22 protein-coding genes and 1 tRNA gene are annotated in these 25355 nt (G+C 60.6%); 17 read left to right on the top strand and 6 right to left on the bottom strand.

The window, feature by feature from the left end; genetic code table 11:
• The first annotated feature begins 10 nt into the window (after positions 1–10).
• From DWU98_RS13905 to gyrA, 15 genes are all read left to right on the top strand, one after another.
• Positions 11–1519, top strand: coding sequence for an NADH-quinone oxidoreductase subunit M (locus DWU98_RS13905; protein ID WP_115496158.1), 1509 nt, complete (start codon positions 11–13; stop codon positions 1517–1519).
• Between the two features lie 12 nt (positions 1520–1531).
• Positions 1532–2971 carry an NADH-quinone oxidoreductase subunit NuoN gene (gene nuoN / locus DWU98_RS13900; RefSeq protein WP_115496157.1) on the top strand — a complete coding sequence of 480 codons (1440 nt, stop codon included), beginning with the start codon at positions 1532–1534 and terminating at the stop codon, positions 2969–2971.
• A 90-nt stretch (positions 2972–3061) separates the two neighbouring features.
• Positions 3062–3138: transfer RNA gene (locus tag DWU98_RS13895), tRNA-Met, on the top strand.
• A gap of 186 nt (positions 3139–3324) precedes the next feature.
• Positions 3325–3846, top strand: a complete 522-nt coding sequence (locus tag DWU98_RS13890; protein ID WP_115496156.1) for a ribosome maturation factor RimP — start codon at positions 3325–3327, stop codon at positions 3844–3846.
• A gap of 42 nt (positions 3847–3888) precedes the next feature.
• A complete protein-coding gene (gene nusA / locus DWU98_RS13885) occupies positions 3889–5394 on the top strand; it encodes a transcription termination factor NusA (RefSeq protein ID WP_115496155.1) in 1506 nt (501 codons plus the stop codon).
• 134 nt (positions 5395–5528) lie between these two features.
• The gene (gene infB, locus DWU98_RS13880) at positions 5529–8324 is read left to right on the top strand and encodes a translation initiation factor IF-2 (protein ID WP_115496154.1); all 2796 of its coding nucleotides are present in this window, start codon (positions 5529–5531) and stop codon (positions 8322–8324) included.
• Positions 8325–8482: 158 nt separating this feature from the next.
• Positions 8483–8854, top strand: coding sequence for a 30S ribosome-binding factor RbfA (gene rbfA, locus DWU98_RS13875; RefSeq protein WP_115496153.1), 372 nt, complete (start codon positions 8483–8485; stop codon positions 8852–8854).
• Between the two features lie 37 nt (positions 8855–8891).
• Positions 8892–9839 carry a tRNA pseudouridine(55) synthase TruB gene (truB, locus tag DWU98_RS13870; protein ID WP_115496152.1) on the top strand — a complete coding sequence of 316 codons (948 nt, stop codon included), beginning with the start codon at positions 8892–8894 and terminating at the stop codon, positions 9837–9839.
• Between the two features lie 203 nt (positions 9840–10042).
• Entirely contained in the window at positions 10043–10312 is a 270-nt protein-coding gene (gene rpsO, locus DWU98_RS13865) for a 30S ribosomal protein S15 (RefSeq protein ID WP_115496249.1), read from the top strand.
• A gap of 19 nt (positions 10313–10331) precedes the next feature.
• Entirely contained in the window at positions 10332–12437 is a 2106-nt protein-coding gene (gene pnp / locus DWU98_RS13860; protein WP_115496151.1) for a polyribonucleotide nucleotidyltransferase, read from the top strand.
• 112 nt (positions 12438–12549) lie between these two features.
• The gene (locus tag DWU98_RS13855; RefSeq protein WP_115496150.1) at positions 12550–13614 is read left to right on the top strand and encodes a poly(R)-hydroxyalkanoic acid synthase subunit PhaE; all 1065 of its coding nucleotides are present in this window, start codon (positions 12550–12552) and stop codon (positions 13612–13614) included.
• Between the two features lie 9 nt (positions 13615–13623).
• Complete coding sequence (gene phaC, locus DWU98_RS13850; protein ID WP_115496149.1) at positions 13624–14694, top strand: class III poly(R)-hydroxyalkanoic acid synthase subunit PhaC; 1071 nt, start codon at positions 13624–13626, stop codon at positions 14692–14694.
• A gap of 142 nt (positions 14695–14836) precedes the next feature.
• On the top strand, positions 14837–15856 hold the full coding sequence (mtnA, locus tag DWU98_RS13845) for an S-methyl-5-thioribose-1-phosphate isomerase (RefSeq protein WP_115496148.1): 1020 nt from the start codon (positions 14837–14839) through the stop codon (positions 15854–15856).
• Positions 15853–16263: a GtrA family protein gene (locus DWU98_RS13840; protein ID WP_115496147.1), complete on the top strand. Its 411-nt coding sequence runs from the start codon at positions 15853–15855 to the stop codon at positions 16261–16263. The genes mtnA and DWU98_RS13840 overlap by 4 nt, the downstream gene beginning before the upstream one ends.
• Before the next feature lie 137 nt (positions 16264–16400).
• Positions 16401–19007, top strand: coding sequence for a DNA gyrase subunit A (gyrA, locus tag DWU98_RS13835; RefSeq protein ID WP_115496146.1), 2607 nt, complete (start codon positions 16401–16403; stop codon positions 19005–19007).
• 78 nt (positions 19008–19085) lie between these two features.
• Here gyrA and DWU98_RS13830 read toward each other — a convergent pair whose 3' ends face one another.
• Positions 19086–19367: a hypothetical protein gene (locus DWU98_RS13830; RefSeq protein WP_115496145.1), complete on the bottom strand. Its 282-nt coding sequence runs from the start codon at positions 19365–19367 to the stop codon at positions 19086–19088.
• A 157-nt stretch (positions 19368–19524) separates the two neighbouring features.
• Positions 19525–20007 carry a peroxiredoxin gene (locus tag DWU98_RS13825; protein WP_115496144.1) on the bottom strand — a complete coding sequence of 161 codons (483 nt, stop codon included), beginning with the start codon at positions 20005–20007 and terminating at the stop codon, positions 19525–19527.
• A gap of 135 nt (positions 20008–20142) precedes the next feature.
• On the opposite strand from DWU98_RS13825, the gene DWU98_RS13820 reads away from it, so the two are divergent.
• Together DWU98_RS13820 and DWU98_RS13815 are read left to right on the top strand one after the other, a co-directional pair.
• Entirely contained in the window at positions 20143–20592 is a 450-nt protein-coding gene (locus DWU98_RS13820) for an Hsp20/alpha crystallin family protein (protein ID WP_115496143.1), read from the top strand.
• 92 nt (positions 20593–20684) lie between these two features.
• Complete coding sequence (locus DWU98_RS13815) at positions 20685–21581, top strand: DnaJ C-terminal domain-containing protein (protein WP_115496142.1); 897 nt, start codon at positions 20685–20687, stop codon at positions 21579–21581.
• 67 nt (positions 21582–21648) lie between these two features.
• Here DWU98_RS13815 and pilH read toward each other — a convergent pair whose 3' ends face one another.
• The 4 genes from pilH to lpdA all read right to left on the bottom strand — a co-directional run bounded on the left by pilH (position 21649) and on the right by lpdA (position 25250).
• On the bottom strand, positions 21649–22014 hold the full coding sequence (gene pilH, locus DWU98_RS13810; RefSeq protein ID WP_115496141.1) for a twitching motility response regulator PilH: 366 nt from the start codon (positions 22012–22014) through the stop codon (positions 21649–21651).
• Positions 22015–22083: 69 nt separating this feature from the next.
• A complete protein-coding gene (locus tag DWU98_RS13805) occupies positions 22084–23079 on the bottom strand; it encodes a YhdH/YhfP family quinone oxidoreductase (RefSeq protein ID WP_115496140.1) in 996 nt (331 codons plus the stop codon).
• Positions 23080–23090: 11 nt separating this feature from the next.
• Positions 23091–23687 (bottom strand): LOG family protein, encoded by a 597-nt coding sequence (locus DWU98_RS13800; RefSeq protein WP_115496139.1) that lies wholly within the window; start codon positions 23685–23687, stop codon positions 23091–23093.
• A 138-nt stretch (positions 23688–23825) separates the two neighbouring features.
• On the bottom strand, positions 23826–25250 hold the full coding sequence (gene lpdA, locus DWU98_RS13795; RefSeq protein ID WP_115496138.1) for a dihydrolipoyl dehydrogenase: 1425 nt from the start codon (positions 25248–25250) through the stop codon (positions 23826–23828).
• Positions 25251–25355: the final 105 nt, after the last annotated feature.

Here is a 25355-nt window from a genome sequence, read left to right as displayed (position 1 = left end):
AGCGAGCTCCATGTTCAATCATCTGCTCAGCCTGCTGATCTGGCTGCCCATCGTAGGCGCGGTGCCTGTTCTCCTGGCCGGTTCCGGCCGTCCGAACACGGCCCGCTGGCTTGCCTTGCTGATGGCCATCCTCACGTTTGCCATCAGCCTGTTTCTCATTCCGCAGTACAACCCCGGTGTGTCGGGGATGCAGCTTGTTGAAAGCCATCTGTGGATCGAGTCGCTCAATGTTCATTACAGCCTCGGTGTCGATGGCATTTCCGTCGCGCTGATCCTCCTGACCACTTTCGTGGGCATCCTTGTGATCGTGGGTGCTTGGGAAGTGATCCAGGACAAACCCCATCAGTACATGGCTGCCATGCTGGTGCTCGAAGGTTTGATGATCGGCGTGTTCTGCGCCACTGACGCCTTGCTGTTCTACGTGTTCTTCGAGGCGATGCTGATTCCGATGTTCATCATCATCGGCATCTGGGGTGGCCCGCGTCGCGTATATGCGACCTTGAAGTTCTTCATCTACACGTTCTTCGGCTCCATCTTCATGCTGGTGGGCTTGATCTACCTGTACCTGAAGGCGGGCACGTGGGATTTGCACGCGCTGGCGGCCCTGCCGCTGTCGATGACCGAGCAGAGCTGGTTATTCTTCGCCTTCCTGATCGCCTTCGCCGTGAAGGTACCAATGGTGCCGGTGCACACATGGTTGCCGGATGCGCACGTGGAAGCGCCTACCGGTGGTTCGGTGGTGCTGGCGGCGGTGATGCTGAAGATTGGTGGATACGGCTTCCTTCGTTTCAGCTTGCCTATCACGCCCGATGCGTCCGAACATTTCGCGTGGGTGGTGATTGCGCTCAGCCTGATTGCCGTGGTGTACATCGGCTATGTCGCGCTGGTGCAGGAGGACATGAAGAAGCTGGTGGCTTACTCCTCCGTTGCGCACATGGGTTTCGTGACGTTGGGCGTGTTCATCGCCTTCATGTTGGTGCGCGATCACGGCAATACCGATGCCGCGCGCCTGGGCGTGCAAGGTGCGATGGTGCAGATGATTTCGCACGGTTTCGTCTCCGGTGCGATGTTCTCGTGCATCGGTGTGCTGTATGACCGCATGCACACCCGCCTGATCAAGGATTACGGCGGTGTGGTCAACGTGATGCCATGGTTCGGATTCTTCTATGTGTTCTTCGCCATGGCCAACTGCGGCCTGCCGGGTACCAGCGGATTCGTGGGCGAATTCATGGTCATCCTGTCCAGCTTCAGCGCCAATCCATGGATTGCATTGTTCGCCGCCTTCACCCTGATCATTGGCGCGGCTTACACGCTGTGGCTGGTCAAGCGCGTGCTGTGGGGTGAAGTAACCAATCCCCACGTGGCAGAAATGAAAGACATCAACGGGCGCGAGTGGTTCGTGCTGGGCGCGTTCGCGGCGGCTGTGCTGGTTCTGGGCGTGTGGCCCGAACCGCTGATCCACCTGATGGACAACTCGGTGAACCAGATCGTGCAAATGCTCGCCATCCATAAGGTCTGATCGGGAACGACCATGCCGACTATCAACGACATTCTCATCATGCTGCCGGAATTCTTTCTGGTAGCGGCGGCGTGCGTACTCCTGCTGGCCGATGCTTTCATGAAGCCGGCGGAGCGCGTTTATCTGCATTGGCTTTCCATCGGTGTGCTGGTGGTGACCGGCTATCTGGTGCTTCGCTACATGCCAGAAGGCGAGGTGACCGCATTCCATGGCATGTTCATCCGCGACGGAATGAGTGCGATCCTCAAGGTGTTTACCTTGTTGTCGACTATCCTGGTATTCATCTACGGCCGCCCGTATATGGTCGACCGCAAGCTGTTCGTGGGTGAGTTCTACACGCTGATGCTGTTCGCCGTGATCGGCGTGATGCTGCTCGTCTCGGCCGGCAACCTGGTGATGATCTACCTGGGCCTGGAACTGCTGACGCTGTCGTCGTACGCATTGGTGGCGCTGAACCGCGATTCGGGCCTGTCCTCCGAGGCCGCCATCAAGTATTTCGTGTTGGGTGCGCTTTCCTCGGGCTTGCTGCTGTATGGCATGTCGATGGTCTACGGCGCGACTAACACGCTGGACCTGGTACAACTGCACCAGGCCATCACGCACAGCACCATGCCGCATCTGTTGGTGTTTGGCCTGGTGTTCATGGTGATCGGCGTCGCGTTCAAGCTTGGTGTCGCGCCGTTCCACATGTGGATTCCGGACGTCTACCAGGGCGCGCCCACCTCAGTCACCGCATTCATCGGCTCGGCCTCCAAGCTTGCTGCGTTCGGCATGGCGTTCCGCCTGCTTGCCACCGGTATGGGCGATTTCGCGCAACACTGGCAGATCATGCTTGCTGTACTGGCCGTTGTTTCTCTGGCGATCGGCAACGTGGTGGCCATCGTGCAGACGAACCTCAAGCGTCTGCTTGCCTATTCGACGATCTCGCACATGGGCTACCTGCTGCTGGGCTTGGTCAACGCGAGGCCCGAAGGGTATTCCGCAGCCATGTTCTACGCGGTGAGCTATGCACTGATGTCCACGGCCGCATTCGGCGTGATTCTGGCGCTGAGCCGTGCCGGCTTCGAATGCGAGAACATCGATGATTTCAAGGGCCTCAATCAACGTTCGCCGTGGATGGCGTTCCTGATGATGCTTTCGCTGTTCTCGCTGGCAGGCGTGCCGCCGATGTTCGGCTTCTTCGCAAAGCTGCTGGTGCTGCAAGCTGCGATCCATGCCGGCATGATGTGGCTGGCGATCGTCGGTGCGGTGTTCGCCATCATTGGCCTCTACTACTACCTGCGCGTGGTCAAAGTGATGTACTTCGACAAGCCCGAAGCGGGCACCGAGGTGCGCCTTCAGCCTGATTTCACGCTGCGCGTGGCTTTATCGCTCAATGCGTTGGCATTGCTTGCGCTGGGCTTGTACTGGGGCCCCTTGCTGGGTTGGTGCAAACAGGCGTTCGTAGGTTGAGGAGCGTGTTCCGCGCTCGCGGAAATGAGAAAGATCGCGACGTAAGGCTTGCAAGAATTCGGCCAAGTCGCTAGACTTCTCGGACTCTGATGCGGGGTGGAGCAGTCTGGCAGCTCGTCGGGCTCATAACCCGAAGGTCGTAGGTTCGAATCCTACCCCCGCTACCAGATCTTTCTTGGACAAGAAAGCCTCCTCGTGAGGCTTTTTTGTTGGGCGTAAGGATGCACAGGTGCTTCGTCGGTCATAATGGGCCGATAGGCGCAGGGAAAGGCCTGACAGAGTGAGACATCGGCAAGGTAAGGGAATGGGCCGTTCGCGCCCATTTTTTGTTTCCGGCAACGGTATCGACGAGAGTGGACACACAAGCGCTAGCACGACGCTTTACCGAGGTTTTGGCGGATCTTCAGCTGGAATGTATCGGTGTGGAATTCACCCCTTCGCAGGGGCAGGGTACGTTGCGCGTGTATCTGGACACCGCAGGGCGCGAGGTCAATCTCGACGATTGCGAAGCGGCCAGTCGTGAGCTTTCCGCACTGCTCGACGTGGAGGACCCGATCCCAGGTCATTACGTACTGGAAGTGTCTTCACCGGGTATCGATCGGCCGCTGTTTACGGCCGAGCAGTTTGCGAAGTTCGTCGGACAGGAAGTAAAGGTGCTGTTGAAGGTACCGCTGGAAGGGCGCCGCAGGCTGCGCGGCAAAGTTGTTTCGGTGGAAGGCAGCCAGATCGGCCTGGACGCCGAAGGAAAGGTATTTCAATTCGAGCACGATGCGGTGGAAAGCGCGCGCATCGTGCCGGATTGGGCAGCGCTCGGTTACGTGCCGCAGCCCAAGCCCGGTGGTCGCAAGCCGGGCAAGAAAAAAGAGTCGAAATAATCAATCGATGGAGCGCTGGACAGCGTTCACGGAGTGGTTGCAATGAGCAAAGAACTTTTGCTGGTCGTTGATGCGGTTGCTAACGAAAAAGGTGTGTCGCGCGATGTGATCTTCCTGGCGATGGAAGCTGCATTGGCGTCTGCCGCGAAAAAGCGTTATCCGGATGAGGATCCGGATATCCGCGTCACCATCGATCGCAACACGGGCGACTACGAAACATTCCGTCGCTGGGAAATCATCGCCGATGATGGCGAGATGGAGTCGCCGTTCCGTCAGTTGCGTCTCATGGATGCCGAGGACGAACGCGCCGGTGCGCAGGTGGGCGAGTTCATCGAGCAGCAGATTGAAAACGCCGAATTCGGCCGCATTGCAGCACAGGCTGCCAAGCAGGTGATCGTGCAGCGCGTGCGCGAAGCCGAGCGCCAGCAAGTAGTGGACGCGTTCAAGGATCGCGTTGGCGAGCTGGTCACTGGTATCGTCAAGCGTGTCGAGCGCGGCAATGTCTACCTCGATCTGGGCGGCAATGCCGAAGCGTTCATTCCGCGCGATAAGACCATTCCGCGTGAATCGCACCGCGTCGGTGACCGCGTTCGCGGCTATCTGTTCGAAGTGAAGTCCGAAGCACGCGGCCCGCAGTTGTTCGTGTCGCGTGCTGCGCCGGAATTCATGATCGAGCTGTTCAAGCTCGAAGTGCCGGAAGTGGGCCAGGGCCTGGTTGAGATCAAGGGTTGCGCGCGCGATCCGGGTGATCGCGCCAAGATCGCCGTGGTGGCGCACGACACCCGCACCGACCCCATCGGTGCTTGCATCGGCATGCGTGGTTCGCGCGTGCAGGCTGTGTCGAACGAGCTCAACGGCGAGCGCGTGGATATCATCCTGTGGCACGAGAACCAGGCACAGTACGTGATCAACGCCATGGCGCCGGCCGAAGTGCAGTCCATTATCATGGATGAAGACAAACACTCCATGGATATCGCGGTGGCCGAGGACAAGCTCTCGCAGGCCATCGGCCGCGGTGGCCAGAATGTGCGCCTGGCCAGCAAGCTCACCGGCTGGCAGCTCAACGTGATGACCCAGGACCAGGTCGCCGCCAAGAGCGAGGCCGAGCAGGAATCGGCCCGTCAGCTCTTCATGGACAAGCTGGAAGTGGATCAGGAAATCGCCAACATCCTGGTGCAGGAAGGCTTCTCCAGCGTCGAGGAAATCGCGTATGTGCCGAGCGCGGAACTGCTGGCCATCGAGGGCTTCGACGAAGACATCGTCGAAGAACTGCGCGCTCGCGCCCGCGATTCCTTGCTTACCGAAGCGTTGGCCGTGGAAGAAACACTGGACGAGCACCAGCCCTCGCAGGAGCTGCTCGAACTGCATGGCATGGACGAATCGACGGCCTACGCGCTCGCCGAGCGCGGCGTCGTCACGGTGGACGATCTTGGCGACCTCGCGGTCGATGACATGATCGACATCGAAGGCATGGATGAAGATCGTGCTGCGGCACTCATCATGGCGGCGCGTGCGCCGATGATTGCTCGGCTGGAGAAGGGCGGCTAACCGCGGGCGGCAGCGCCCTGGATGGGCGCGCCGGGAGACCGTTGAGGTCTCCACCAGGGACGGAGGTGGCCGTGCAAGAACACAAACAGTTTTGTACGGACGATAAGCGCGGGAACGGCGGAGAAAGAATCACGATGTCGGACGTCACAATCAAACAACTCGCTCAGGTTCTGGGCATGCCCGTCGACCGGCTGCTGACGCAGCTCGGGGAAGCAGGCATGAAATTCTCAGACCCCGAGCAGGTCATCAGCAGCACCGAGAAGGTGAAACTGCTGGGCTTTTTGCGCCGTACGCACGGCAAGGCAGATGCTACCGTTGAGGCGGAGGATTCCTCGCCGCGGCAGATCACCTTGAAGCGGCGCAAGATCAGCGAGCTCAAAGTCGCCACCCCGGGCGGACGGGGCGCGTCCAGCGCCAAGACGGTAAATGTGGAAGTGCGCGCCAAGCGCACCTACGTCAAGCGCAGCGTGATTGCCGAGGAAGCAAGCGCCGAGCCCGAGCGCGAAGAAGCGCTGCGTCGCCTGCAAGAATCCCAGCACCAGCGCGAGCAGGAGGAAACCGACCGCGCCGAGGCTGAACACCGTCGCCAGGAAGAAGCGCGGCAGCGCGCCGAAGAAGAGGCGGCGCGCCGCGAGGCTGAAGTAGCCGAGCGCGCACGCCAGGAAGCCGCCGCACAAGCGGCTTCCGAAGCGCAAGCCGCGCAGGTGGAGCAGCAGACCACGGCCGTCGAAGAGGAGCCCGTGCGCGCACCCAAGCCGGTCGAGCCGGGGGAAGAAAAGGTCGCCGAATCACCGTCCGTTGCGCAACGTATCGACCCCAGCTCGCTGGGCATGATCCTGCCGCGCATCCATGAACCGCGTAAGCGCGATAAGAAGCCCGTCGCTGTCGCCGCGCCTGCGCCAGCTCCGGCTCCCGCTCCGGCACCCGCGCCTAGCAGCGGCGCCGACCGCGGTAAGGTGAAGCATGGCGCCACCGGTTTCCGTGATCGCGATGACACCGTCGGTGGCAAGCGGTTTGCTGCCGGTGAGCTGCATTTGTCCGAGGCCGACCGTGCCCGTCGTTCCAGCAAGCGCGGTAAGCCTGGCAGGACGACCTCTCGCGAAGCGACGCGCGGTGCCAGCGCGCCGTCTACTGGAACGCATGGTTTCTCCAAGCCCACCGCGCCGGTTGTGCGCGAAGTGGTCGTGAGCGACGCCAATGTGGTCGCCGAGCTCGCACAGAAAATGGCGGTGAAGGGTTCCGAAGTGGTCAAGGCGCTCTTCAAGATGGGCGTGATGGCCACCATCAACCAAACGATCGACCGCGATACCGCCATGCTGGTGGTAGAAGAACTCGGTCACAAAGCCGTCGAAGCCAGCGAACAGGGGGCCGAAGCAGCACTGGCAGCGCACACGCAGAGCGTGGAGCTGGAAGGTGAGCGCACGACGCGTCCGCCCGTGGTCACCATCATGGGCCACGTCGACCACGGCAAGACCTCACTGCTCGACTATATCCGCCGTACCAAGGTGGCTGCGGGCGAAGCCGGTGGTATTACCCAGCATATCGGTGCCTATCACGTGACCACGCCCAAGGGTGTGATCACCTTCCTCGACACGCCTGGCCACGCCGCGTTTACGGCGATGCGCGCACGTGGTGCGCAGTCCACCGACATCGTGGTGCTGGTGGTCGCTGCGGACGACGGTGTCATGCCGCAGACGCAGGAGGCTGTGCAGCATGCGCGCGCAGCGAAGGTGCCGCTGATCGTCGCGATTAACAAAATGGACAAGTCCGACGCCAATCCGGATCACGTCAAGCAAGGTCTCGGCAATCTTGAGGTGATCCCGGAAGAGTGGGGCGGCGATACCCCGTTCATACCGGTGTCGGCCAAGACCGGCATGGGCGTGGACGCTCTGCTCGACGCCATTTCGGTGCAGGCGGAAGTCATGGAACTGACGGCGGTCGAGGATGGTCCGGCCTCGGGCGTGGTCATCGAGTCGAGCCTCGATCGCGGCCGCGGTCCGGTGGCGACTGTGCTGGTGCAGCAGGGTACGCTCAAGCGCGGCGATTTCGTGGTGTGCGGCATCGAATACGGCCGCATGCGCGCGCTGATCGACGAGACCGGCAAAACCGTTCAGGAAGCAGGCCCTTCGATTCCGGTGCAGGTGCTTGGCCTGTCTGGTGTACCGGAGGCCGGCGATGATTTCGTGGCCGTGGCCGACGAGCGCCTGGCGCGTGAAGTGGCGGCGGAACGCCAGCTCAAGCGGCGCGAGACGCGCATGGTCAGCAAGGCCAACCGCCTGGAAGACATCATGGCGCAGATGGGGCAGGCAACCGAGCAGCAGACGCTTAACATCCTGGTCAAGGCCGACGTACAGGGTTCCGTGCAGGCCTTGCGCGACTCGCTCAGCCAGATCGGCAACGAAAATGTGAAGGTCAACGTGATTGCGGCTGGCGTCGGCGGCATCACCGAATCCGACGCTACGCTGGCAGCGGCATCAAAGGCGTTGATCATCGGCTTCAACGTGCGCGCGGATGCATCTGCACGCAAGGTGATCGACACCGCCGGCCTCGACGTTCGATACTTCTCGATCATCTATGACGTGATCGACCAGGTGAAGCAGGCGGCCTCCGGTTTGCTCGGCGTGGAAGTGCGCGAGGAAATCATCGGCATTGCCCAGGTACGCGATGTGTTCCGCAGCTCCAAGTTCGGCGCGGTGGCCGGTTGCATGGTGACGGAAGGCATGGTCAAGCGCAGCAAGCCGATCCGCGTGCTGCGCAACAACACTGTGATCTTCCAGGGCGAGCTGGAATCGCTGCGCCGCTTCAAGGATCTGGTCGATGAAGTGCGCGGCGGCATGGAATGCGGCATCGCTGTGAAGCAGTACAACGACGTTAAAGTGGGTGATCAGATCGAATGCTTCGAGCGTATCGAAGTCGCCCGCACGCTGTAAGCCATACATGCCCTCTGCCCTGCGGGGAGAGGGCATGGGTGAGGGCACATCTAGCCTCAAGCTAGCTACCCCTCACCGTCATTCCGGTCAGCGTCGGAATGACGAACAAGCAACGCGCTTTGCGCAACCATTTCTCCCTCTCCTTCATTTATTAATCCATGCCATCCCGCGACTTCAAACGCACCGACCGTGTAGGCGCTGAGCTCCGCCGTGAGCTGGCCATACTCGTGCACGCCGCCGTGCGCGATCACGGTCTGCCCTCGTGCAGCGTGTCGGACGTGGAAGTCACGCGCGATCTGGATTGGGCCACCGTTTGGGTCACGGCGTTGTTGCCGCAGCAATCCAAGGATGTGGTGAAAGGCCTCAACGAACTGGCCGTGGAGTTCCGTCGCTCCCTGTCGCGCACGATGCGCCTGCGTCGCGTGCCTGAGCTGCGCTTCAAATACGACGATTCGGTCGATAAGGGCGAGCGGATCGAGGAGTTGTTGCGACAGTCGCCACCGCAGGATTCGGACGATAGCGAAAACTGAATCGCTACGGATCGATAGCCAACTCCGGTCTTTCCGCATGAGCCGCCGTCGCCACCGTCCTGATGCCCGAGAGCTGAACGGCATCCTGCTCCTCGACAAACCGCTGGGCATGAGCTCGAACAAGGCCTTGCAGATGGCCATGGCCATCCTGCGCGCGGCCAAGGGAGGGCATACGGGTGCGCTCGATCCTTTGGCGACCGGGCTTCTGCCGGTTTGCTTCGGTGAAGCCACCAAGATCGCCGGCAGTTTGCTCGGCTCACGCAAGGCCTACCTTGCCGAATGCCGTCTGGGGGCCACCACGACCACGGCGGATCTGGAAGGGGAAGTCGTCCACCAGCGCCCCGTTCCTACCCTGGGTGAGGACGCGATCGAGGCCGCATTGGCGCCGCTCAGGGGGCGTATCGTCCAGGTGCCGCCGATCTATTCGGCCCTCAAGCAAGATGGTGAGCCGCTTTACCTCAAGGCTCGCCGTGGGGAGGCCGTGCAAGCCCCGCCGCGCGAGGTGGAAGTACATCGATTGGAGTTGATGTCTCGTACCCACGACACGCTCACGTTGTGTGTGGAGTGCGGTTCGGGCACCTATATCCGTAGCCTGGCGGTCGATCTGGGCGAAAAACTGGGCTGTGGGGCTCATCTCACTGCCTTGCGCCGGCTATGGGTCGAGCCGTTCCGCGAGCCGATCATGGTCACCCTGGAAGCGCTGCGCGCTGCGGCCGAGCAGGGGGAGGAGACCGTCGACAAGCTGGTATTGCCCCTCTGGGCCGGCCTGACGGACCTCCCTTCGCTGCACCTGGATACCGCCGCCAGCCAAGCCGTCTCACAGGGGCGTCAGATTGACTGGCCTAGCTCTCAGGCGCGCGAGTGCTCGGCGGCTTTCGCCAACGATGGGCGCCTGCTGGCCTTGGTCGATTGCGATGCGCAGGGCCGGGTCCGCATTTTGCGCGGGTTCAATCTTCCTCCACTGCCTGAGAAAAGCCCGGAGTAAACGGCCGAGCTCGTGATGACGTCCATGGCTGAACTGGCAGATGCAAAAAAGCTCGTGTTTTTAAGGTCTTGTTGCAATACACCAGCCCTCGGTACAATAGCCCGCTTGATTCAGTACTTTCACTCAACCTGCCGGAGCTTGCGCAACGTCATCAGGCGGTGACGTTGCGCAAGTTCCGCACCTGTTTTTTTAAGGAAGACACCATGTCCCTCTCTGTAGAACAGTCCAGCAAGATCATTGCTGACTTTGGCCGCGCGCCGAACGACACCGGCTCCACGGAAGTTCAGGTCGCCCTGCTTTCCGCTCGCATCGAGCACCTTACCGATCATTTCAAGACGCATAAGCAAGATCATCACTCGCGTCGTGGTCTGCTGAAGCTGGTCAACCAGCGCAAGCGTCTGCTCGGCTATCTCAAGGACCGCGATCTGGCTCGCTATCAGAGCCTCATCGAGCGCCTTGGCCTCCGTCGCTGATCAGACTAGGACATCCAAAGTGGCGAAAGTAACCAAGTCATTCCAGTACGGTAATCACGAAGTCACACTGGAGACGGGCGAAATCGCCCGCCAGGCTTCGGGTGCAGTCATGGTCAGCATGGGCGGCACCGTTGTGCTGGTCACCGCGGTGGCCGCATCCAAGGCGAAAGACGGGCAGGATTTCTTCCCGCTTACCGTCGACTACGTCGAGAAGTTCTACTCCGCCGGCCGCATTCCCGGTGGCTTCTTCAAGCGCGAAGGCCGTCCGACCGAAAAGGAAACGCTCACCTCGCGCCTGATCGACCGCCCGGTGCGTCCGCTGTTCCCGGAAGAGTTCAAGAACGAAGTGCAGATCATCGCCCAGGTGATCTCGCTCAATCCGGAAGTCGACGGTGATATCCCGGCGATGATCGGCGCGTCCGCCGCGCTGACCCTGGCTGGCATCCCGTTCAAGGGCCCGATCGGCGCTGCGCGCGTGGGCTATGCCAACGGTCAGTACCTGCTGAATCCCACCGCCACCGAACTGAAGACCTCCGATCTTGAGCTGGTCGTGGCGGGTACCGCCAACGCCGTGCTGATGGTGGAATCGGAAGCCAAGCTACTCAGCGAAGAAGTGATGCTGGGTGCCGTGGTGTTCGGCCATAAGCAATTGCAGGTGGTGGTCAACGCCATCAGCGCGCTCGCGAATGAAGCGGGCCGTAAGCCGTTCCAGTGGGAAGCACCGGCACGCAACGATGCGCTGTTCAATGACATCGGCAGCATCCTGGGTGACCGCCTGGAAAAGGCCTTTGCGATCCGCGACAAGCTGGAGCGTCGCGATGCCATCGCCGCGCTGAAGAGTGACATCAAGGCCGGTATCGCTGAAACCGCCGCTTCGCACGGCTGGACCGACCTGGACGTCAGCAATGCGTTCGCCGAGATCGAATACCGCACCATGCGCGACGGCGTGCTGAAGACCAAGGTGCGCATCGACGGCCGCAAGCTGGACGATATCCGTCCGATCTCCGTGCGCGTCGGCGTATTGCCGCGCACTCACGGCTCGGCGCTGTTCACCCGCGGCGAAACGCAGGCGCTGGTCGTGGCCACGCTAGGTACCGCGCGTGATGCGCAGATCATCGATGCACCGGAAGGCGAGTCGAAGGATCCATTCCTGTTCCACTACAACTTCCCGCCGTTCTCGGTGGGCGAAGCCGGTCGCTTCGGTGCGCCCAAGCGCCGCGAAATCGGCCATGGCCGCCTCGCCAAGCGTGGCGTTCAGGCGGTGAAGCCGTCGCTGGAAGAGTTTCCGTACGTGCTGCGCGTCGTGTCGGAAATCACCGAATCGAACGGCTCCTCGTCGATGGCTTCGGTGTGCGGCTCCTCGCTCGCACTGATGGATGCCGGCGTGCCGCTGAAAGCGCCGGTAGCGGGTATTGCCATGGGTCTGGTGAAGGAGGGCAGCGATTTCGTTGTGCTGTCCGACATCCTCGGCGATGAAGACCACCTCGGCGACATGGATTTCAAAGTGGCCGGTAGCGCCGATGGCGTGTCCGCGCTGCAAATGGACATCAAGATCGACGGCATCACCGAAGAAATCATGAAGGTGGCGCTGGAGCAGGCCAAGCGTGGCCGTCTGCACATCCTGGGCGAAATGGCCAAGGTGATCAACACGCCGCGTGCGGAGATGAGCGAATACGCGCCGCGTCTGCTCACCATCAAGATCCATCCGGACAAGATCCGCGAAGTCATCGGCAAGGGCGGCGCCACCATCCGTTCCATTACCGAAGAAACCGGTACCACCATCGACATCAGCGACGACGGCACCGTGGTGATCGCTTCGGTCAACCGCCTGGCCGCGGAAGAAGCGCGCAAGCGTATCGAGCAGATCGTGTCGGACGTGGAACCGGGCCGCATCTACGAAGGCAAGGTTGCCAAGCTGATGGATTTCGGTGCGTTCGTGACGATCCTGCCCGGCAAAGACGGCCTGGTGCACGTGTCGCAGATTTCCAACGAGCGCGTGGAGAAAGTCTCCGACAAGCTCAAGGAAGGCGATATCGTCAAGGTGAAAGTGCTGGAAGTGGACAAGCAGGGCCGTATTCGCCTGTCCATGAAGGCAGTTACCGAAGACGAAGGCGCAAACGTGTGAGCGCTTTTCTGACAAGCTGAGCCATGAAAACGCCCGCGCTTCCCAGCCGGGCGTTTTCGTTTTCGCAAGCCCGTATTTGATACGATCCGCGCCCCACCTCGAGGATGCAGGCATGGCCGACCAGGCGAACGAGTTTCTGAAGGACTACCAGGCCTTTGCACAACAATCCTGGGACGCCTGGATGCGTTATCTGCAGCAGCAATCCGGCCCATCAAACCCATTTGGCGTGGGGGCCACAGCAATGCCGCAGCAAGGCGATTTCCTCGCCCGCAGCATGGCCAGCCTGAAGGCTTACGGCAACTGGCTGCAGCAGGCCGCAAGCGCAGGACTCGGCCAGCAACCGACGAACCCGTGGCAGCAACCCGCGGCCATGCAAGCGTTTCTGTCGGCCTTCAACCAACCCTTTGCACAAACCATTGCCGGTATCGACAGCGCTTCGGCCTTCGGCCTGGATCATCAGTGGCAGGCGTGGCTGCAGGCCATGCAGCAAGCGGGCACGATGGGTGTGCCGGGCATGGCCGGTATGCCGGGCCTCTCACCTCAGATGGCCGCTTTCGGTATCACGCGCGAGGTACAGCTCGATCAACAGGCGCTGGCTGCGGCTATGCAAAAATATGCCCAGATCAACGCACGCTATCAGGGCCTGCTGCAGAAAGTGAATGCACAAGGCATTACCAAGCTGCAAGAAACGCTGGCACAGCATGGCGAGCCCGGTAAGCAGGTTGAATCCCTCAAGGGGCTGTACGATCTGTGGGTTGACGCCATGGAAGAAGCCTACGCCGAAATGGCGCTTTCGCAGGAATTCCGCGACGTGTTCGGCGCGATGGTCAATGCGCAGATGGACGTCCGCAAACTGCAGCAGCAGCAGACCGAGCAAGTGTGTCGCGAACTGGGCATTCCCACTCGCAGCGAAGTGGACAGCCTTGGCAAGCGCCTGCAGCAAGTGCGGCGCGAATTGAAAACGCGCGAGCAAGCGCAGTCCACTCCAGAGGCATCCCTGGTGCATACCTTGCAGGTCGAAATTGCCGCGTTGAAACGTGAGCTGGCGGCGAGCAAGGGCGAAACGAAGGTGCGCCCGATCGAACAGGCTTCCGGTAGCGGAAATGGAAACGGAAAGCCAGGCACGCCATCCCGGCGCACAAAAGCGACACGTTCTGCTGCCGGCAAGCGGAAGTAAGGAATCAACATGCAAAATCCATTGCACATCGAACCGCAGCAGGCCTTCAACGAGATCGCTACGTTCCAGCGCAAGCTCGCTGCAGGTTTGCAGAATCTGCGCGGCCTGGGCGAGCAGGACTATGCCAACACACCTCGCGAAGCGATTCATAGCGAGGACAAACTCACCGTTTGGCACATGAAGGGCCACCACAAGCCCACCGCCAAGGTGCCCACGCTTATCGTCTACGCACTGGTCAATACCGTGTGGATGACCGATCTGCAGGACGATCGTTCATTGGTGCGCAACCTGCTCGACCAGGGCGAGGATGTGTACCTCATCGATTGGGGTTATCCGGACGGCGCTGATCGCTGGCTTACGCTGGATGACTACCTCAACGGTTACCTCGATCGCGCCGTCGATGCGGTCCGCCATCGCCATGGTCTGGATGCGATCAACCTGCTTGGCATTTGCCAGGGAGGCACGTTTTCGCTGTGCTACACCGCCATGCATCCGGAAAAGGTAAAGAACCTCGTCACGATGGTGACACCGGTGGATTTCCGCACGAGCGACAACATGCTCTCGCACTGGGTGCAGAACATGGACATCGACCTGTTCGTCGACACGCTGGGCAATGTGCCGGCAGCGTTGATGAACTGGGTGTACTTGATGCTCAAGCCCTTGCGACTGAATCAGCAGAAGTACGTCAGCCTGGTCGACATTCTCGACAACCCGCAGGAGCTGAAAAATTTCCTGCGCATGGAGCGCTGGATTTTTGATTCGCCTGATCAGGCCGGCGAAGCGTTCCGCGAATTCATCAAGCTGTTTTTCCAACAGAACAGCTTGATCAAAGGTGATTTGCAAATCGGTAAACAGCCCGTGGATTTAGGGATGATCACGCAGCCCGTGCTCAACATCTTTGCCACGCAGGATCATCTGGTGCCACCCGACGCATCGCGTGCATTGCAGCAGCATGTTGGCACCACCGATTACACGGAAGTCGCCTTCAAGGGCGGTCATATCGGTATTTACGTTTCCGGGCGTGCGCAGCGCGAAGTGGCGCCGGCGATTCATCAGTGGCTGCGCGAGCGCGGCGCTTAATTTTTGTGCCCGACTCATCGATGAGTGGACGTGAAGGCATGGCAGCACCTTGCCTCATGAGTTACGCCATAGGCCTCGTAAACGGTCCTTTGGCGACAACTCGCCCAAAGGGGCGAGTGGCCATTGCTGGTAAACTAAGACAATGACGAATCTTGCCTCCGCCCATGACACCATCCGCGCCGTGCAGTGGCGTGGCGACAATCTGCGTTTGCTTGATCAGCGCCTGCTGCCCGCCGAAGAAACGTGGCTGGATTGCCGCGATTATTCGGCCGTCATCCAGGCCATCAAGGATCTGGCCGTACGCGGCGCACCGGCCATCGGGATCGCAGCGGCGTGGGGTGTCGTGCTTGCTGCGCAGCAACGCGCGCCGATGGAGCAGGCGCTGGCACAGCTTCGCGCAGCACGTCCCACCGCAGTCAACCTGATGTGGGCGCTGGATCGCATGAAGACACGCATCGACGCCGGTGCGGATACGGGCGCATTGGAACGCGAAGCTCAGCTCATCCAGGACGAGGATCTGGCTGCCAATCGCCATATGGGCGAACTGGGCGCAGCGCTGATCGCACCCGGTTCCGGCGTGATGACTCATTGCAACACGGGCTCGCTGGCGACGTCCGGTTATGGCACGGCGCTGGGCGTGATTCGGGCCGGCGTCGCGGCCGGGCGCATCGACGATGTTTATGCCGGCGAAACGCGGCCCTGGCAGCAGGGCGCGCGCCTGACCATGTGGGAGTTGGTGCGTGATGGCATTCCGGCCAAGCTGATCGCTGACTCGGCCGCATCGCATCTGATGAAGTCGGGCGCAGTGAAGTGGGTCATCGTCGGTGCGGACCGCATTGCTGCCAATGGCGATACCGCCAACAAGATCGGCACCTATCAGCTCGCCATCGCCGCGCGCCATCACGGCGTGAAGTTCATGGTGGTGGCACCGTCTTCAACGGTCGACATGGCGACGGTTTCGGGCGAGGACATCGACATCGAGCTGCGTGACGCCGCCGAACTTCTCAGTGTCGCGGGTCGCCGTACCGTGGTCGATGGTGCGCAGGCCTGGAATCCGGTGTTCGATGTCACGCCGGCTTCACTGATCGATGCCATCGTTACCGAGCGTGGAGTGATCGAGCATCCCACGCCCGAACGCATGCGAGCCGTATTCGCCGCATGAGATTGCGCCACGAGGTGATGCTGTTTGCGGTCGGGGGCCTGATCGGCTTCGTGGTTGACGCCGGCATCGTGCAGACCCTCGTCACCTTCGTGCACTTCAACCCGTATGTTGGAAGAGTCATCTCCTTCCTGGTGGCGGCCACGGTCACGTGGTGGTGGAACCGCAGCCACACCTTCGCTGCGCGGCACAGCGGACGTTCTTTAGGAACGGAATGGCTTCATTGGATGGCCCTGATGAGTGGCGGCGCCGCAGTGAATTACGCCGCTTACGTGGTGTGCCTCATAGCGTTTCCGGCCTGGCATCGATGGCCGGCACTGGCGGTTGGCGTGGGTTCGGTTTTCGCCGCTTTCGTCAATTTTGCGAGCGCGCGCATGCTGCTTTTCCGGCGCGCCAAAACGGGCTCGTAACTTATTGATTAAAAAGGCAAAAATAAGGCCTTTCCCGGCGCTTCTGTGATACAATTCCAAGCTACCGCCTGACCCTCGCAGACACGCGCTCCACGCGCCTGTCCCGGGGCGCTTATTCGCTACTAGGGAACCCATTGATGGCAGAGCTCGCCAAAGAAGTCATTCGCGTCAATATCGAAGACGAAATGCGCCAGAGCTACCTCGATTACGCCATGAGCGTGATCGTGGGACGCGCCCTCCCGGATGTCCGCGATGGTTTGAAGCCCGTGCATCGTCGTGTGCTGTTCGCAATGAACGAGCTCGGTAACGCCTGGAACAAGGCTTATAAGAAATCCGCGCGCGTCGTCGGTGACGTGATCGGTAAATACCATCCGCACGGCGATGCATCCGTTTACGATGCCATCGTGCGCATGGCGCAACCGTTCTCGCTGCGCTACATGCTGGTAGACGGCCAGGGTAACTTCGGTTCCGTCGACGGCGACAACGCCGCGGCCATGCGTTACACGGAAGTGCGCATGTCACGCCTCACGCACGAGCTGCTTGCCGACATTGACAAGGAAACGGTCGACTTTGGCCCCAACTACGACGAAAGCGAGCAGGAGCCGCTGGTACTGCCCACGCGTGTACCGAACCTGCTGGTGAACGGCTCCGCCGGTATCGCCGTGGGCATGGCCACCAACGTGCCGCCGCACAACCTCACAGAAGTGATCTCGGCGACGATCGCGTTGATCGACAATCCATCGCTCACCGTCGATGAGCTGATGCAGCACGTGCCGGGTCCGGATTTCCCCACCGCCGGTATCATCAACGGCGCCGCGGGCATCATCGAAGCCTATCGCACGGGGCGCGGTCGCATCCTGGTGCGCGCACGCACCGAAATCGAAACCGAATCCAACGGCCGCGAAACGATCCTTGTCCACGAACTTCCGTACCAGGTAAACAAGGCGCGTTTGATCGAAAAGATCGCCGAGCTGGTCAAGGAAAAGCGCCTCGAAGGCATCTCCGAACTGCGCGACGAATCCGACAAGGATGGCATGCGCGTTGTCATCGAGATCCGTCGCGACGCGATGGCGGATGTCGTGCTGAATAACCTGTTCCAGCAGACGCAGCTGCAAGTCACCTTTGGCATCAACATGGTGGCATTGGTCGATGGCCAGCCGCGTACGCTCAATCTCAAGGAAATTCTTGAAGCGTTCGTTCGCCATCGTCGCGAAGTGGTTACACGTCGCACGATTTTCGAACTGCGCAAGGCGCGTGCCCGTGCGCACATTTTGGAAGGCTTGACGGTTGCGCTCGCCAACATCGACGAGATGATCGAGCTGATCAAGACCTCCGCCTCGCCGCAGGAAGCACGCGAACGCATGTTGGCACGCAAATGGCAGCCGGGTATGGTGGCCTCCTTGCTGGCCGCTGCGGGCGCTGAATCCTCGCGTCCGGAAGACATGGATCCACGCGATGGACTGAAGGCAGAGGGCTATCAGCTCTCAGAGACGCAAGCAGCAGAAATCCTCGCCATGCGCCTGCATCGCCTCACCGGCCTGGAGCAGGAAAAGCTTTCTGATGAATATCGCGAGATTCTGGAAATCATTCGCGGTTTGATCCTCATACTGGAAGATCCTGCGCGTCTGCTCACCGTGATTCGCGACGAGCTCGAAGTGATCAAGGCGGAATTCGGGGATAAGCGTCGCACCGAGATCCAGCCTTCGCAGGAAGATCTCAACGTACTCGACCTCATTGCGCCGGAAGATGTGGTGGTTACGCTGTCGCATGCCGGTTATGTGAAGCGTCAACCGACCAGTATCTATCGCGCACAGCGTCGTGGTGGCAAAGGTCGTTCCGCATCGGCGCTGAAAGAAGAAGATTTCGTCGAGCAGCTGTGGGTCGTGAACACGCACGACACGCTGCTCACCTTCACCAGCACCGGACGCGTCTACTGGTTGAAGGTGTATCAGATGCCGGAAGCCGGACCGAACGCGCGCGGCAAGCCGATGGTGAATCTGCTGCCGCTTGGCGAAGGCGAGAAGGTGCAGGCCGTGGTGCCGGTCCATGAGTACAGCGCAGACCGCTATGTATTTTTCGCCACTGCCGAAGGCACGGTGAAAAAGACCCCGCTCACCGAATTCGAATATCAGCTGCAAAAAGGCAAGATCGCCATCAACCTGGATGAAGGCGACGCGCTGGTCGGTGTGGTACTCACCGGTGGCAATAGTGATGTGATGCTGTTTGCTTCGAACGGCAAAGTCGTGCGCTTCGATGAAAGCGAAGTGCGCCCGATGGGCCGTACCGCTACGGGTGTGCGCGGCATGAAGCTTACCGACGGGGCAAAGGTCGTATCGCTAGTGGTTGCCGAGCAGGGCGACATCCTCACCGCCACCGAGCGCGGTTTCGGCAAGCGCACCCAGCTCGAAGATTTCCCGAAGAAAGGCCGCGGCACGCAGGGCGTGATCGGCATTCAGTGCTCCGAACGCAATGGCGCGCTGGTGTCTGCTACTCAGGTAAGCGACGCACACGAGCTGATACTGATTTCCAACCAGGGAACCCTGGTGCGCACACGTGCGACGGAAGTCTCGCAGCTAGGCCGCAACACGCAGGGCGTTACGCTGATTCGTTTGCCTGCCGAGGAGGCACTCGTCAGCGTGGTACGCGTGGATGCCGACGAAAGCAACGGCGACGAAGCCGAGACTGCCGAAGGCGCTCCGCCCGAGCAGAACGGTCCGACGGACGAGCAGCCTGCAACCGAATAAATCTTAGGTGCCGCGAGAGCCCGCTGCCGTCATTCCCGTTTCGCAGGAATGACGGTTTGGGTTTTAGCAACCGACAGATCAGTTGTAGCTCACGCTGACGAACTTGGCGTCCTTGGCGGCATAGGTCGCGAAGTAATCGAGTACTTCGCACGGAAGCATGCGTTGCGCATTGCGCAGCGCATACGTCTGCGCTTCATTCAGCGAGCGCGACGCATTCGATGTGCTCAATGCCATGGCCGCTGAAGCGGGCGCATAGACCTTGCCTGTGAATTGGATAATGCCTGACGCCGTCGTGGCGGCCAGAACGTCATGCGCAAAAAGTGCCCCAAACAGTATGGCAACCCATTTGAACGTTTTCATCACGGCCCCCTCAGGTCGACGACCGCCGCATCTCTACGGTTGGAATCGGGCTTCCTGCCTATGGAGTGCGGAGTCGGATTTACCTCCGCTGTGATGAATTTTGTAAGTCTTTTCTCTTTCTTAGTGTGATGACAATCTCGTTGTTTTGTAGGCCTAATTAGACGGCAGCCAGCATGGCTTCGGCTGTCGTGACGCGTAGCTCGCCGGGACGCTCAATATAGAGTTGTTTGACGAGACCATCCTGCGCGTAAAGCGCAAAGCGCCGCGAACGTATGCCCATGCCGTAAGCGCTGCCATCCATTTCGAGTCCGAGTGCCTTGGTGAAAGCACCGTTTCCATCAGCCAATAACTTGAGCCCAGCGGGCACATGCTGGGAAACGGCCCATGCCTTCATCACGTAGGCATCGTTGACAGCCATGCAGTACACCTCGATGCCGCGCGCCTTGAATGCCTCAAAGTGTTTGACATAGCCCGGTAGATGGCGCTCCGAACAGGTGGGTGTAAAAGCGCCGGGTACGGCAAACATCACCGCATGGCGGCCGTTAAATAGCGTGGCGGTGGTGGTGCGCAGGGTGTCGGCGCCGTCATCGACGACGGCAATGTCAATGTCAGGCAAGGCCTGTCCGATCTCAATCATGATCTTGCTCGCTGAAGCAGGGGCAACGCCGGAAATAGTACCTCCGGGTCCGGTGGCATGTCGCCTTGAAACCGTCCGGGCGAGAGCTTATCTGCTTGTCAAGCGGGAAATACGCCGCAACCTATTGAGGAAATCACCATGAATACCAGTCGCCATACACTTTGGAGCGCCACCGGCGCATTCCCAGCCGACGTCCGCCAGGCTTTCGAGCGCTTTTTCCAGAATGATGAAAGAGACGCCTCCAACACGGTCACCAGCCAGTGGGCGCCGCGTGTAGACATCAAAGAAGAAGACCAGCGGTTCGTGATCTTCGTGGACGTGCCCGGCGTGGATCCTGCCAATATCGAAGTGAACATGGAAAAAGGCATTCTCACCATCAAGGGCGAGCGTGCCGTCGAGAGGAACGAGCAGACCGGCCGTTTCACCCGCGTGGAGCGTGCGCACGGAAGCTTCCATCGCCGTTTTACCTTGCCCGATAGTGCCGATGCCGACACCATCAGCGCTACTGGCAAGCACGGTGTGCTGGAAATCGTGATTCCGAAGAAGGCGGAAAAGGCACCGCGTCGCATCGCTATCCACGCGCAGTAAGCGTACCTGCCGCATCATTAAAAATATTGCGTCAACAGCTCGCCACGGACCATGATCCGTGGTGGGCTGTCTGTGTTGGATAAGGAGTTGCAGTGGAGTTCAAAGACTATTACGACACGCTGGGCGTAAAGCCCGATGCGAGCGAGGCCGACATCAAGACGGCTTATCGCAAGCTCGCGCGCAAATACCATCCGGACAAGAACAAGGAAGCGGGCGCGGAAGATAAGTTCAAGGCGATCAACGAAGCCAACGAAGTGCTGCGCGATACCGAAAAGCGTCGCGCCTACGATCAGTTGCGCGCAGGCGGCTATCGTCCTGGCGAACAGTTCCGACCGCCGCCGAATTGGGGACAGGGGCAAGGTTTCGACTTTGGCGACACCGGCGAGGGCGACTTCAGCGATTTCTTCGAGAGCCTATTTGGTCGCTCCGGGGCGGCCCGCCACGCCCCGCGTGCGCGCCGTGGGCGTGATGCGCACGCGCAGGTGCAGATCGACCTCCCGACGGCCTTCAATGGCGGCCGTACGCGTCTGAGCCTGGATGATGGAAGCGGTCAGGACCGTGTGCTGGAAGTGAAGATTCCCGCCGGTATTCAGCCAGGACAGGTGATCCGGCTCAGTGGCCAGGGCCACCCGGGCGCAGGTGGTGGGCCGGGCGGCGACCTGCTGCTGGAAGTGGGCATCCGCGACGATGCGCGCTTCAAGCTGGAGGGTCGCAACGTGCTGCACATCTTGCCGGTGAGCCCGTGGGAGGCCGCGCTGGGGGCGACGGTACCGGTGCCCACCCTGGCCGGGACGGTCGACCTTCGCATTCCGGCCGGTACGCAATCAGGGCGCAAGCTGCGGTTGAAAGGTCGTGGCCTGCCAGGGCCCACGCCGGGCGATCAGCTTGTGGAGGTGTCGATCCGGGTGCCCGCGGCGGAAGGCGAGACACAACGCCAAGCCTACGAAGCGTTGCGCGCCCAGTTTCCGCATTACGACCCGCGTCTCTGAAGACATTCGTGATGCACCAAACGCAAACGGCGCCTTCAAGGCGCCGTTTGCGTAAATGGATGGGAAATCAGACCGGTAGCAGTTCTTTCAGGACAGCCACCAATTCTTCTTCCTTGATGGGCTTGGTGACGTAAGCCTTTGCGCCCTGGCGCATGCCCCACACCTTGTCGGTTTCCTGATCCTTAGTGGTTACCAGCACGATGGGAATATGCGCGGTTTCCGGATCCTTGCTGATGGTGCGCGTGGCCTGGAAGCCATTGAGGTTGGGCATGACCACGTCCATCAGGATGAGCGCGGGTTTTTCCTGCTTCGCCACGGCGACACCTGCGGCACCGTCTTCGGCGGTCAGCGTTTCATGGCCGAGCTTCTCGACGATGCGCTTGATACCGAGGAGCTGCGACGGAGAATCGTCGACAATCAGAATGCGTGCCATAAGGTGGGAATCCCCTAGTCGTTTCGTTAATTCTAAGTCGCGCGAACGTTGCTTCCAAGCACCAGCGCATCAAACGTTGGCGACGCGCACAATCGTACGGCCAAACGAATCGCCGGACAGCATACGCTCGAATACCTCCGGAAGCTGTTCCAGCGCGATTTCCCGGGTGGCGATCCGGTCAAAATGGCAAGGTTTCCAGTCGCTGGCCAGATGGTGCCACACCCGGTCGCGAATATCGCGGGCGGTGCCCGCGGATGCGATACCCAGCAGGCTGACGCCGCGAATGATGAAGGGCATTACGGTGCTTTCGAAGGGGACACCGCCGGCGTTGCCGCACAGGGCGAGGTTGCCGTAAGGCACAATTAGGGGCAGCAAGCCGGTGAGCATCGCGCCGCCGACATTGTCCAGCACACCGCCAAAGCGCGCTGAATCCATTGGCTTGCCGCTGAAGGTGAGCTGGTGGCGATCGATGCATTCGACTGCGCCCAGGCCGCGCAGAAAATCAAAATGTGCCGCCTTGCCGCTGATGGCATGCACTTGGTAACCGGCGCGCGTGAAGATGTCGATGGCCAGCATGCCAACGCCACCGCTGGCACCGCTGACCGCAATGGGGCCAAGCGCGGGCGATTGACCGTTGTCTTGCATGCGCAGCAATGACAGTGCCGCGGTAAAGCCGGCCGTTCCCAAGATCATGCTTTCACGCAGGCTCAGGCCGTCGGGCAGGGGAATGGCCCACTGTGCAGGCAAACGGATGTATTGGCCGTAGCCGCCATCGCGTATTTCGGAGAGGCCGCTGCCGGTGCATAGCACTTTGTCGCCTTCCTTGAACGACCGATCGCTGGATGCGACCACCACACCTGCAGCATCTATGCCGCCGTTGAGCGGGTAGTGACGAAGAATCTTGCCTTTGCCCGTCCCGGCCAGCGCGTCTTTGTAATTCACCGACGAGTAGGCCACTTTCACCAGCACTTCGCCGGCGCTGAGTGTGTCGGTGTGCATGGTTTCGATGCCGCCGCGATAGCCGTTGGCATCATTGTGAATGCGGAACGCTTGGAGCGTCGTCATGGCCGTAAGCCTCATGCCTTGATGCTGGACGCATCGATACCGTGTGATGCAGAGTTTGCATGATCACGATGCATCCATTCGAACAGTTCGCGCGTGGAGTCGCCAAACCATATGTCGTCGCGGCGAACATGCGAGACAAAACCTTCGGCGACCATATGATCCATCATTCCGCGCAGGTGATCGTAATAGCCCTGCGTGTTGAGAAAAGCGCACGGATAACGATGCAAACCGAGCTGTGCCCAGGTGAGCATTTCGAACATCTCATCCATCGTGCCGAAGCCGCCAGGTAACGCCACAAACGCATCGGAAAGCTCGAACATGCGTGTCTTGCGTTGATGCATGGTGTCGACCACCACCAGCTCACTCAAACCCGTATGCGCCACTTCGCGCTCGACGAGTTGGCGCGGAATCACGCCGATCACCTTGCCGCCGCTGGCGAGCGCGGCATTGGCCACCGTACCCATCAACCCCACCTTGCCGCCACCGTACACCAGCGTGATGCCGCGTTGCGCGAGTTCCTGTCCGAAGGCCTGTGCGGTTTCGAGATAGATCGGATGATGGCCGCTTTGGGAGCCGCAATAGACGCAAAGTGCGGTGGGTTGGGGCATGGTTTGATGGGCTCGCTTTTTTTAGCTCGTCATTCCGGCGAAGGCCGGCGCAACGGCAATAAAGGTTACGGAAGCTTCAAATAAGGCGACCCGCCCATGTCGCCACGAGCGGGCCGCTTTTCATCATGGCATGACGCTTCAGTTGCCTTTGTGAATGGCGCGCTTGTCGACCGACAACGCCGCTTCGTGCACGGCCTCGGAGAGCGTCGGATGGGCGTGGACGATGCGCGCCAGATCTTCAGCGGAACCCTTGAATTCCATCGCCACCACGGCCTCGGCGATCAGCTCGGATACGCCCGGGCCGACCATGTGCACGCCCAGCAGGCGATCGGTTTCGGCATGGGCGATCACTTTCACCTGGCCGATGGCCTCGTTCATGGCCACCGCTCGACCGATGGCGGCGAACGGGAAGCTGCCAACCTTGTAGGGGATGCCCAGTTCCTTCAGTTCCTTCTCGGTCTTGCCGGCCCAGGCGATTTCCGGTTCGGTATAGATCACCCACGGCACCGTGTCCAGGTTGATGTGACCGGCCTTGCCGGCGATCCATTCGGCGACTGCCACACCTTCTTCGGAACCCTTGTGCGCAAGCATCGGGCCGCGCACGGCGTCACCGACGGCCCATACGCCATCCACGCCAGTGTGGTTGTGTTCGTCGACCTTGATGCGGCCGCGCTCGTCCAGCTGTACGCCGGTGTCGGCCGCCAGGAGACCTTCCGTGTACGCGCGACGACCGACGGCCACCAGCAGCTTGTCGACGGTGAGGTCGTGTGCGCCATCCTTGTCTTCATAGGACAGCACCACTTCGTTCTTCTTGATTTCCGCCTTGGTGAGCTTGGCGCCGAGCTTGATGGTGAGGTTTTGCTTTTCGAATTCTTTCTTGGCGACTTTGGCGATGTCCTGGTCGGCAACGGACAGGAAATCCGGCAGCGCTTCGAGGATGGTCACTTGCGAACCCAGGCGGTTCCACACGCTGCCCAGTTCCAGGCCGATCACGCCGGCACCGATCACACCCAGGCGCTTGGGTACTTCGTTGATGTCCAGCGCGCCGGCGTTGTCGAGGATGTACTTGCCGTCGAACTTGGCGAACGGCAACTCGATCGGCACCGAGCCGGAAGCGAGGATCACATTGGTGGCGCTGATCGTCTGCTTGCTGCCGTCGCTGCCGGTGATCTCGACAGTGTTGCCCTTCAGCAGCTTGCCCTTGCCGAAGAACGGAGTGACCTTGTTTGCCTTGAACAGCTGGCCGATGCCGCCGGTGAACTGCTTGACGATCTTGTCCTTGCGGCCGATGAAGGTGGACATGTCCACCTTGGCGTTCTCCACGCTAATGCCGTGTGCCGGCAGGTTGTGCGCCAGGTTGTAGTACTGCTTGGATGAGTCGAGCAGCGCCTTGGACGGGATGCAACCTACGTTGAGGCAGGTGCCGCCGAGCGCCTGCTTGCCATCCTTGCCGACGAATGCATCCACGCAGGCGGTCTTGAGGCCAAGCTGGGCGGCACGAATGGCAGCGACATAACCGGCGGGGCCGGCACCGATGACGATGACGTCGAATTTTTCGCTCATGGTTCGAGGTTCCTGGGGAGCGGATCGTGCCGTATATGGCGGCGCGTAAGGGATTTCGAAAGGGGCTTGCTTCAGCAAAGCGGCGAGGGCGGCGTTGAACGCGCC

The organism is Dyella monticola, assembly GCF_003363155.1.
In the GTDB taxonomy this organism is placed as follows: domain Bacteria; phylum Pseudomonadota; class Gammaproteobacteria; order Xanthomonadales; family Rhodanobacteraceae; genus Dyella_B; species Dyella_B monticola.
This window is presented reverse-complemented; position numbering and strand designations above follow the sequence as displayed.